8 protein-coding genes are annotated in these 10,017 nt (G+C 73.9%); 5 read left to right on the top strand and 3 right to left on the bottom strand.

Annotation, left to right across the window (positions count from 1 at the left end):
• Window positions 1-43 precede the first annotated feature (43 nt).
• Window positions 44-1,120, top strand: a complete 1,077-nt coding sequence (locus tag ACWEJ6_RS37645; protein WP_452430040.1) for a hypothetical protein — start codon at window positions 44-46, stop codon at window positions 1,118-1,120.
• 31 nt (window positions 1,121-1,151) lie between these two features.
• On the opposite strand, the gene selD is transcribed toward ACWEJ6_RS37645, so the two are convergent.
• Window positions 1,152-2,144, bottom strand: coding sequence for a selenide, water dikinase SelD (gene selD, locus ACWEJ6_RS37650; RefSeq protein WP_452430042.1), 993 nt, complete (start codon window positions 2,142-2,144; stop codon window positions 1,152-1,154).
• A 127-nt stretch (window positions 2,145-2,271) separates the two neighbouring features.
• On the opposite strand from selD, the gene selA reads away from it, so the two are divergent.
• A complete protein-coding gene (selA, locus tag ACWEJ6_RS37655) occupies window positions 2,272-3,582 on the top strand; it encodes an L-seryl-tRNA(Sec) selenium transferase (RefSeq protein WP_449921818.1) in 1,311 nt (436 codons plus the stop codon).
• Here the strand turns inward: selA and ACWEJ6_RS37660 are convergent.
• Window positions 3,560-4,630: a flavin-containing monooxygenase gene (locus ACWEJ6_RS37660; RefSeq protein WP_452430044.1), complete on the bottom strand. Its 1,071-nt coding sequence runs from the start codon at window positions 4,628-4,630 to the stop codon at window positions 3,560-3,562. The two genes, selA and ACWEJ6_RS37660, sit on opposite strands and share 23 nt — an antisense overlap.
• 48 nt (window positions 4,631-4,678) lie before the next feature.
• The gene (locus ACWEJ6_RS37665; RefSeq protein ID WP_452430046.1) at window positions 4,679-5,398 is read right to left on the bottom strand and encodes a helix-turn-helix domain-containing protein; all 720 of its coding nucleotides are present in this window, start codon (window positions 5,396-5,398) and stop codon (window positions 4,679-4,681) included.
• A gap of 124 nt (window positions 5,399-5,522) precedes the next feature.
• On the opposite strand from ACWEJ6_RS37665, the gene ACWEJ6_RS37670 reads away from it, so the two are divergent.
• The 3 genes from ACWEJ6_RS37670 to ACWEJ6_RS37680 all read left to right on the top strand — a co-directional run bounded on the left by ACWEJ6_RS37670 (window position 5,523) and on the right by ACWEJ6_RS37680 (window position 9,419).
• Window positions 5,523-7,454, top strand: coding sequence for a fumarylacetoacetate hydrolase family protein (locus ACWEJ6_RS37670; RefSeq protein ID WP_452430048.1), 1,932 nt, complete (start codon window positions 5,523-5,525; stop codon window positions 7,452-7,454).
• 86 nt (window positions 7,455-7,540) lie between these two features.
• Window positions 7,541-8,014, top strand: coding sequence for a DUF6463 family protein (locus tag ACWEJ6_RS37675; RefSeq protein WP_452430050.1), 474 nt, complete (start codon window positions 7,541-7,543; stop codon window positions 8,012-8,014).
• 115 nt (window positions 8,015-8,129) lie between these two features.
• Window positions 8,130-9,419, top strand: coding sequence for a phosphatase PAP2 family protein (locus tag ACWEJ6_RS37680; RefSeq protein WP_452430052.1), 1,290 nt, complete (start codon window positions 8,130-8,132; stop codon window positions 9,417-9,419).
• The last annotated feature ends 598 nt before the right edge of the window (window positions 9,420-10,017 follow it).

Here is a 10,017-nt window from a genome sequence, read left to right on the forward strand (position 1 = left end):
CCGGGTGTTGCAAGTGAGGCGTCCACGACGGAGGGTTGGACCGGTGACCGACGACGGGTTCGGCGGGAAGGTCATGATCGATCGGCTGCGCACGTGGCGACGGCCCCGCGGGCCGGCGTTCGTCCCGCGCAGGGCGCTGGTCGCCGGGTCGGCCGCCGTCATGGTGGTCGTCGGCGGTCTCACCGTCTTCCAGGCGCGTTCGCCCGCCGGTCCGGACACCGGCGTGACGGTGGCCTCGCCGCCGCACACCGTCCGGCCGCCCGCCCAGGCGCCGGCGCTGCCCGTCACCGGCCCGGCCGGGCGGGGCGTCCTGGTCTACACCGCCTGCCAGTCGCAGTGCCCCACCTTCCTGCTGCTCGCCGACGGCCGGCAGTTCCTGCTGGGCGCGCGGACCGTCAGCCCGCCGGGCAACATCACGCTCTCCCCCGACGGGCGCTGGCTCGGGCAACCCGTCAGAGGCGGGTACGAGGTCAGAGACCTGCTGGGCGTCGCGGTCCACCGGCTCGAACCGCCGGCCGGCGGCGGCGCGTACAGCGCGTACAGCCCATGGGCGTGGTCGGCGGACTCCCGGCGGCTGATCGTCGGCTACCACGCCAGCGGGGACGTGCGCTCCTACCGGACGCTGGAGCTCCCGAGCGGCAATGCCCGCGAACTCGACCTGCCGCCCGGACGGGAGCCGGTCGGCCTGCCGCCGTCGGGCGAGCCGCTCCTCCTCGACACCGGACGGCACGACAGGCCGCCGCTCGACCGGGTCACGCTGGAGCACGCCGGCACCGGCCGCGCCCTCACCCTGACGTCCGGCGCGGGCGTCCTCAGCGACACCGACCACGGGCTGTCCGTCCAGGTGAGCGGCGAGCGGATCTTCACCCTGGAGTACTCCGGCGACCGGATCACGGTGCTGGAGTTCGACGTCACGGGACGGCAGGTGGCCCGCCTGCCGCTGCCGGCCGGCCGGTTCCCGGTCGGGCCGGTGGACGGCGGCTTCGCCGTCGTCCAGGTGCCCCAGGACCAGGTCCGTGGGCGGCAGGAGCTGGTGGTGCTCTCCCCGTCGGGCGGCCGGCCGCTGTTCGACGTGCCCGGCCTGGCGGCCGTCGTCCTGCCGGGCGGGGCCCGGCACTAGACGGCCGTGGGGTTTCGCCCGGCGTCGGCGTTCAGGGACGGATGACGACGGTGTGCCCGGTGTGCTCGATCAGCTCGCCGACCACCGGGGCGCCGGGGATCTCCCCGGCGACCAGCAGCCCCCCTGAGGTCTGCGCGTCGGCGAGCAGCAGCAGGGTCTCCTCCGGGACGTCGCCGGGGTCGAGATGCGGGGCCACCCAGTCGAGGTTGCGCCGCGAGCCGCCGGGGACGAACCCCTCCTTCACGGCCTGCGCCGCGCCGTCCAGCATCGGCACGGCCGAGGCGTGCAGCACGGCGGTGACGCCGGAGGCGCGGGCCAGCTTGTGGAGGTGGCCCAGCAGGCCGAAGCCGGTGACGTCGGTGGCGCAGCGGATCCCGGCGGCCACGGCCTGGCGCGCGGCGTCCGCGTTCAGCCGGGTCATGGTCTCCACGGCGTGCGGGAACACCTCGCCGGTGTTCTTGTGCCGGTTGTTGAGCACGCCCAGGCCGAGCGGCTTGGTCAGGGACAGCGGCAGGCCGGGGCGGCCGGCGTCGTTGCGCAGCAGCCGGTCGGGGTCGGCGACGCCGGTGACGGCCAGGCCGTACTTGGGTTCGGCGTCCACGACGCTGTGCCCGCCGGCCAGGTGGCAGCCCGCCTGGGCGGCCACCTCCGCGCCGCCCCGCAGCACCTCGGCGGCCAGGTCGTAGGGCAGGAGGTCGGTGGGCCAGCACAGGAGGTTGAGCGCGACCACGGGCCGCCCGCCCATGGCGTAGACGTCGGAGAGGGCGTTCGCCGCGGCGATGCGGCCCCAGTCGTAGGGGTCGTCGACCACCGGGGTGAAGAAGTCGGCCGTGCTGATGAGCACGGATCCGTCCTGGGTGCGGACCACGGCTGCGTCGTCGCCGGATTCCAGCCCCACCACGAGCTCCGCCTCGGGATCTCGGGGGAACGGCATGCGTGCGTCGCCGAGCAGCGATTCCAGGTCCGCCGCGGGGATCTTGCAGGCGCAGCCGCCGCCTTGGGCGTACTGCGTGAGCCTCTTCATGATCACACCATAGGGCGATCACGGCCGTCATGATCGCTTTTCTGGCGGTTGATCATATGATGCCTGATCGGCCCCGGTACGAGACCTGGAGACACCGTGCTTCTCACGCCGAACGGACGTCCCTAGCATGACCGACCATCGTCGATCCATCCCGCGGACGGACACGCTGCTCGCCGACCCCCGGCTGGTCGAGGCCCGCCGGCGGTTCGGCCACGCCCAGGTCAAGGCCGTGATCGTCGCCGCGCAGCGGCGGGCCAGAGAGGGCGAGCTCGCGCCGGAGGACGTCCTGACCGCGGCGCTGGCGGCCCTGCCCGCCTCCGCCGCCGGCCTGCGGCCGGTGATCAACGCCACCGGCGTGCTGCTGCACACCAACCTGGGCCGCGCCCCGCTGTCGGACGCCGCCCGCCAGGCGGTGCAGCTGGCCGCCGGGGTCACCGACGTCGAGCTCGACCTCGACACGGGCGACCGGGGCAGACGGGGACGCACGGCGCTGGCCGCCCTGGCCGCCGCCGTGCCCGCGGCCGAGGCGGTCCACGTCGTGAACAACAACGCGGCGGCGCTCGTGCTGGCGGCCACCGCGCTGGCGGCGGGCGGCGAGATCGTGGTCAGCCGGGGGGAGCTGATCGAGATCGGGGACGGCTTCCGCCTTCCCGACCTGCTCGTCTCCACGGGTGCCCGGCTGCGCGAGGTCGGCATGACCAACCGCACCGCCCTGGCGGACTACGCCGACGCGATCGGGCCGCGGACGGGCCTGGTGCTGAAGGTGCACCCGTCCAACTACCGGATCGAAGGGTTCACGGCCGACGTCCCGGTGTCGCGGCTGGCGGCGTTGTGCCGCGAGCGGGGTGTCCCCCTCGTCGCCGACGCCGGCTCGGGGCTGCTGGCCCACGAGCCGCTGCTGCCCCGCGAGCCCGACGTCACGAGCTGGCTGACCGAGGGCGCGGACCTCGTCACCACCAGCGGGGACAAACTGCTCGGCGGCCCTCAATGCGGGCTGCTGTTCGGCCGCGCCGACCTCGTGGACCGGCTGCGCCGCCATCCCCTCGCCCGCGCGCTGCGGGTGGACAAGATCACCCTGGCGGCGCTGGAGGCCACGGTCGCGGGCCCGCCGACGCCGACCTGGGAGAGCCTGCACGCCGATCAGGCCACGCTGCGCTCCCGCGCCGAGGACCTGGCGGCCCGGCTGCGCGACAAGGGGATCGACGCCGAGGCCGTCGACAGCCGGAGCGTGGTCGGCGGCGGGGGCGCGCCAGGGGTGTCCCTGCCGAGCGCCGCCGTCGCGCTGGACCGGCGGGCGGCCGCCGCGCTGCGCCGGGCGCAGCCGCCCGTGCTCGCCCGGGTGGAGAACGGCCGCTGCCTGCTCGACCTGCGCGCGGTGCCGTCCGGCCACGACGGGACGCTGCTGGCCGCCGTCCTCACCGCGTGGCCGGAGGGCTGACCGGGCCCGCCGTGGACGACCGCGGCGGCGGCGTGACCGGGTAGCTCCGTGCCACCAGGGCCGCGTCGTGTCCCACCCAGCCGAGCAGGGCGGAGCCGCGGTTGCGCTGGAAGGGCAGGCCGACGTACGTCAGGCCGGGCACCGGGCTGATGCCGCCGGTGTGCAGCGGCACGCCGCCGGCCAGCGCGCCGGGCACCCGCAGCCAGCCGTAGTCGGGCCGGTAGCCGGTCGCCCAGATCACGACGGACGGCGTGACGGTCTGCCCGCCGGCCGTCCGCAGCCGGCCGCCGTCGGCGGAGACGACGCCGTCGACGACGCGGACGCCCAGGCGGCGCAGTCGCCCTGGGCCGATGCCGATCAGCGGGTCGCGCTCGCGGACGGAGCGGCCGAACCGCCCGCCGACCGGGGCGGTGACCACCCCGAGGGCCCGCAGCCAGGCGAAGACGTCGCGGCCGAGGACACGCTGGGGCAGCACCGGCTGACGCTTGCCGACCGCGAGCGTGACCTGCCGTTCCCGGCTCAGCTCGGCGGCGATCTGCAGGCCGGAGTTGCCGCCGCCGACCACGAGCACGGGCCCGTCGGGCAGGAGGCCCGGGTTGCGGTAGTCGGCACTGTGCAGGGAGACGATGTCCGGCCCGAGCGGCAGGGCGGGGACGTGCGGCCGCTGGAAGGGGCCCGTCGCGACCACGACGCCGTCGGCGGTGAGGACGTCCCGGTCGGTGACCGCCTCGAACCTCCCGTCCGCGGCGCGGCGCAGTCGTGAGACGGAGGCGCCGAGCCGGACGGGCAGCTCGAACTGCGCCGCGTAGTCCTCCAGGTAGCCGGCCACCTCGTCCTTGCCGGGGTGGCGGTCGCCGTCGCCGGGCAGCGGCAGGCCGGGGAGCGAGCTGAGCCGGGCGGGGGTGAACAGGCGCAGGGAGTCCCAGCGCCGCCGCCAGGACTCTCCCACACGGGAATGGGCCTCAAGGAGGAGCACGTCGTGCCCGGCCAGGCGCAGTTCCCGGCCTGCGGCGAGCCCTGCCTGACCGGCGCCGATGATGATGATCACATGGACCAGCCTGGCCTGGCCGGGGCCCCGCGGGCTTGAACGAACCTGCTAACCCTCCAGCCAGCGCACCCCGGTGGCCAGCGCCGAGGGCGCGTCGCCCATCATGCGGCGCACGGTCCGGGTCAGGTGGGCGGCGTCGGAGAAGCCGGCCGCGTGCGCGGCGGCGGTCAGCGTGGCTCCCCGCGACAGTGAGGAGAGCGCGACCCGCAGCCTCGTCCACAACACGTACGGCCGGAACGGCAGGCCCGCCTCCTGCCGGAACAGGTGGGCCAGCCTGCTCTCCGACAGGTGCACGGCGCCGGCCACCGTGGCGAGCCGCACCTGCGCGGGCAGGGCCGCCTCGACCAGCCGCATCGCGTGCGCCAGAGCGGGGTGGAGGGGTGGCGGCGGCGCCGTGCCCGTCAGCTCGTCGGCCAGGGCGGCCAGGCCGGGCAGGTCACGAGGGGCCGGCGGGCGCACGTCGAGGCTCCACGAGGCGGCCGGACCGGCGGCCTGTCCGCGGGACGGCCGCCCGGCCTGGGCGGGGTCGATCAGGACGAGCAGGGCGTCGTCGGCGCCGCGCACGATCTCGTGCGGGGTGTCGGCCGGGATGAGCGCGGCCCGCACCTCGTGCGCGGGCCCGGTGCCGCCGCGCAGGACCAGGCCGTCGCCGACCAGGAGCTGCACGGCGTGGTGGGCGTGCAGGCCGCCCGCGCCGACGTGCCCGGCGTAGTACAGGCGGCCGGGCGTGATCGCCGCCCATCCCCGCCGCGGGCTCGGCGCGTTCACAGGCCGCCATGGTGATCGATCGCCATGTGGCGATGATGCCATGCGATCGGCTATGCCGGATGACCGAGCGAATGTCAGCAAATATAGCCTGTGTTGGTCAACATAGAGACGAAGGAGCTCCCCCATGCGTTGGGTGACCTACGCGACCGGCGCCGGCGACCGCGTCGGCGTGCTCGGCGAGGACCTGATCCACCCCGTCGCGCCCGGTGTCCGGCTGCTCGATCTCCTCGGCGGCGGCGCCGAGGCGCTGCGCGCGACGGGCGAGCAGGCGCTCGCGTCGTCGGCGGAGACGGTTCCACTGGCCCAGGCGAGGCTGCGGGCGCCCGTCCCGCGCCCGCCCTCGATCCGCGACTGCCTGTGCTTCCTCGACCACATGCGCAACTGCCGGCAGGCCGCCGGTCAGCCGCGCACCCTGCCGGACGCCTGGTACCAGGTCCCGGCCTTCTACTTCGCCTGCCCCTCGACGGTCGTCGGCCCGTACGACGACGTGACGATCTCGCCGGGCAGCGTCTGGTTCGACTTCGAACTGGAGATCGCCGCGGTCATCGGGCCGGGCGGCCGGGACCTCACGCCGGAGGAGGCCGAGGCGCACATCATCGGCTACACCGTCTACAACGACTGGTCGGCGCGGGACCTGCAGCTGCGGGAGTCCCCGCTGGCGATCGGCCAGGCCAAGGGCAAGGACGGCGCGACCACGCTCGGCCCGTTCCTGGTCACCCCGGACGAGCTGGCGCCCTACCGCCGCGACGGCCGGCTCGCCCTGCGCGTCGAGGCCGCCGTCAACGGCGAGATCGTCGGCTCGGGCCGCACCGACAGCATGGACTGGAGCTTCGGCGAGGTCGTCTCCTACGCCTCGCGCGGCGTGGACCTGCTGCCCGGCGACGTGTTCGGCTCCGGCACCGTGCCCGGCTGCTGTCTCGTCGAGCACCTGTCGATGGCCGACCCGTCCGCGTTCCCAGGCTGGCTGGGGGACGGCGACGTCGTCGAGCTGACGGTCGAGGGGCTGGGCCGGACCCGTCAGACCGTCCGGGCGTCCGCCAGGCCGTACCCGTTGACGCCGCGGCACGACCCCGACCGCCGCCCGCCGCGCCCGCGCGTCAACAACGCCCGCTCCAGGCTGCCCTACACCCGCGGCCTGCACGAGGTCGGCGCGGGCGTGTGGGCCTGGCTGCTGCCCGACGGCGGGTACGGCCTGAGCAACGCCGGGCTCGTCACCGGCGAGGGCGCGTCCCTGCTGGTGGACACGCTGTTCGACCTGCCGCTGACGGCCGAGATGCTGGCCGCCATGCGGGAGGTCACCGACCGGCATCCGCTGACCCACGCCGCCATCACGCACTCCAACGGCGACCACTGCCACGGCACCCAGCTGCTGGGCGAGCGCGTCGACATCGTCTCCGCGGCGGCCACCCGCGCGGAGATGCGGCACGAGATGCGCCCCGACCTGCTGACCGCCGCCCAGGTGATGGACATCGGCCCGGCGACGCCCTACTTCCGCGAACGCTTCGGCGCCTTCGACTTCGGCGGCATCCGCCTGCGGCTGCCCACCCGGACGTACGACCGGGAGCTCACCCTCGACATCGGCGGCCGGGAGGTGCGCCTGATGGACCTCGGCCCCGCCCACACCGGCGCCGACACCGTCGTGCACGTGCCGGACGCGGGCGTGCTCTTCGCGGGCGACCTGCTGTTCGTCGGCTGCACGCCGATCGTGTGGAGCGGCCCGATCGCCAACTGGATCGACGCCTGCGACAGGATGCTCGCCACCGGCGCCCACACGATCGTCCCCGGCCACGGCCCGGTCACCGACCCCGACGGGATCCGCGCGGTGCGCGGCTACCTCGCCCACGTGGTCGACCAGGCGGACGCCGCCCACGCCCGCGGCCTGTCCTTCCCCGAGGCGGTCGGCGCGGTGGACCTGGACGAGTACGCCACCTGGCTGGACGCCGAGCGGATCGTGGTCAACCTGCACCGCCGCTACCGCGAGCTCGACCCCGCCGCCACGCCCCCGCTGGACCAGATGACGCTGATGGCCATGATGGCCGAGAGGGCGCTCGCATGAGGCCGCCGGAGACCGCCCCGGGAGAGGGAGCGGCATCCCCCTCGCGAGGGAGCACACCGGGCGGCTCCCGGGAAAGGCTGGCAGGCATGAGCACCTCCTCCCCGCTCGCGACGGCCACACCGCCGGACCGGCTCACCAGCTGGGCCGGGCGAGCCATGATCTTCATCGCCCTGGCGCACACCGCCGTGTTCGTCCCCCTCGCCCCCTGGGCGAGCTGGCTCGCCGGAGACCTGCGCAACGGCCTCGCGGACGGCGACTCGCAGGCGGTCTTCTGGGCGCTGCCCGGCGGGTTCGTCGTGGTGCTGGCGCTGCTGGGCCTGCTGGTGGCGCGGGCGGGGCGGCAGGGGCAGCAGGTTCCCGGATATGTCGGCTGGGCGATCCTCGTCTGGGGGGCCATAGGCGTCGGCCTGATCGGAATGAGCGGTTTCATTACCGCGATCGTGCCTTCCGGGCTGCTCATCGCGGCGAACGTCATCGCGGTGCGGGAAAAGCGCGACCGGCGTGCCGGGCGCGGCGGCCATGACCGCGCCGACGGCATCGCTCGACGTCAGACCCCCTGAGAGGGCGCGATGGCCCGCCGCCGTTCCGGCGGGCCCGTTTTTCGGACGTGTCGTTATCGGGTTTTCGCTTATTTGGCCGCTTAACGGCCTTGAGGCGACATAGTAATTTTCTCGAATGCCTCAATCACGTGGTAGGCGACGGCCGGTCATCGCACGATGGCTGGCCGTCCTCGTCATCGCCGCCGTCGTCCCGGCGGGACAGGGCTCAGCAACCGCGTACGCGTCGGGCTCACAATCGCCCGAGAACGCCGTCGTCGTCTGGGACCGCAACGCCCAGACCGCCATCTGGGACGTCGCCGGCCAGCAGCCGCAGGTCCAGGCGCGCAGCTTCGCCATGGTGCACGGAGCCGTCTACGACGCGGTGAACGCGATCGCCGGCACCCCCTACCAGCCGTACCTGACCGCGCCCCGGGCCGACGGCGGGGAGTCGACGGAGGCCGCCGTCGCCACCGCGGCCTTCCGCGTGCTGAACAAGCTCTTCCCCGCCCAGCAGGCCCGGCTGACGACCCAGTACGACGAGTACCTCGCCACGATCGCCGACGGCGACGCGAGACGACGCGGCGTCGCCGTGGGCGAGCAGGCGGCGGCCGCGATGATCGCCGCCAGGGAGAACGACGGCGCGTTCGGCGACCAGACCTGGCCGATCGGCACCCAGCCCGGCCAGTGGCGGCCGACACCGCCCACGAACGCCTCGGACGGGGCCTGGGTCGGCGACCTCAAGCCGTTCCTCATCCCCAGCGCGTCGATGTTCCGCACCTCGGGCCCACCCGCGCTGACCAGCTCCCGCTACGCCAAGGACGTCAACGAGCTGAAGCGGATCGGCGGGGCGGACAGCACGGCCAGGACGCAGGACCAGACGCAGGCCGCGATCTGGTGGCACGACCGGCACCTGGCCGAATGGGAGATCAAACGCCAGCTCGCCACGACCCGGCGGCTGAACCCGCTCCAGGCGGCCCGCATGTTCGCCATGGTCGACCTGGCCGAGGCCGACGCCACGACCGCCTGTTACAACGAGAAGGCGGCGTGGGCCTTCTGGCGGCCGGTGACGGCGATCCGCCTGGCCGACACCGACGGCAACCCCCGCACCACGGCCGACCCGGACTGGACGCCGCTGCTCGTCACCCCGCCGCACCCCGACTACACCTCCGGGCACACGTGCTTCACGGCGGCCAGCATGTCGGCGCTGGCCCACTTCTTCGGCAGGGACGACATCCCCTTCAGCGGCTACAGCTCCGACTCGGGCACCACCAGGAGCTTCCGCGGCTTCTCCCACGCCCTGGCCGAGGTCATCGAGGCCCGCGTGTGGGGCGGCATCCACACGCGCACGGCGGACGTACAGGGCGCGAAGATCGGCGCCCAGGTCACCGCCTACATGGTGAGGCACTACTTCCGGCCGAAGCGGTGAGGCCGTAGTGAGTCCGGGCGACCCGCCCGCCCGCCGCTGAGACCGGAATCGCAGTGATCTCGAGACCTCCCCGTGCTCGTCGCGAACGGGGAGGTCTTCCTGATCCCGGCCCTGACAGGACGGGGGCCGACGGCTGTCAGCACCCCGCGAGGCCACTGCCAGCGGGATGACCGCCGATCTGACCGATATGGAGAATCGGACCCGACTCAATCAGTCAATAGGGACAGAGACCCCTTCAAACGACAGGACCGAAACCCTAATTACGGGCATTCCATAGAGGGACAAGATCATCACGCAGGGTGGCAGAACCCCAGAACGCGAGGGCAGGCAGAGATCATCCGCCCAGCCGGGGAGGTCCACCGCCCGTAGACGCACCCGCCGGAAGCGGGTTTTGTCGATGCCCGAAACCAGCATTCCATCATTGGTTTAAATTTCATCCCTTGACTGACTTTCGGACAAAATAATAGGAATGGCGTGGCTTCAGCCGTGAGCCGCCCCTCGCCAGGTCGAACCCTGACGAGCGGCCCATATTTCCTGCTGCCCGCGCGACGACCTCGCCCGGCGCGGCAGACCTGCCGGAGGGTGACTTCGCGTCGCG

Source organism: Nonomuraea sp. NPDC004702 (assembly GCF_053601695.1).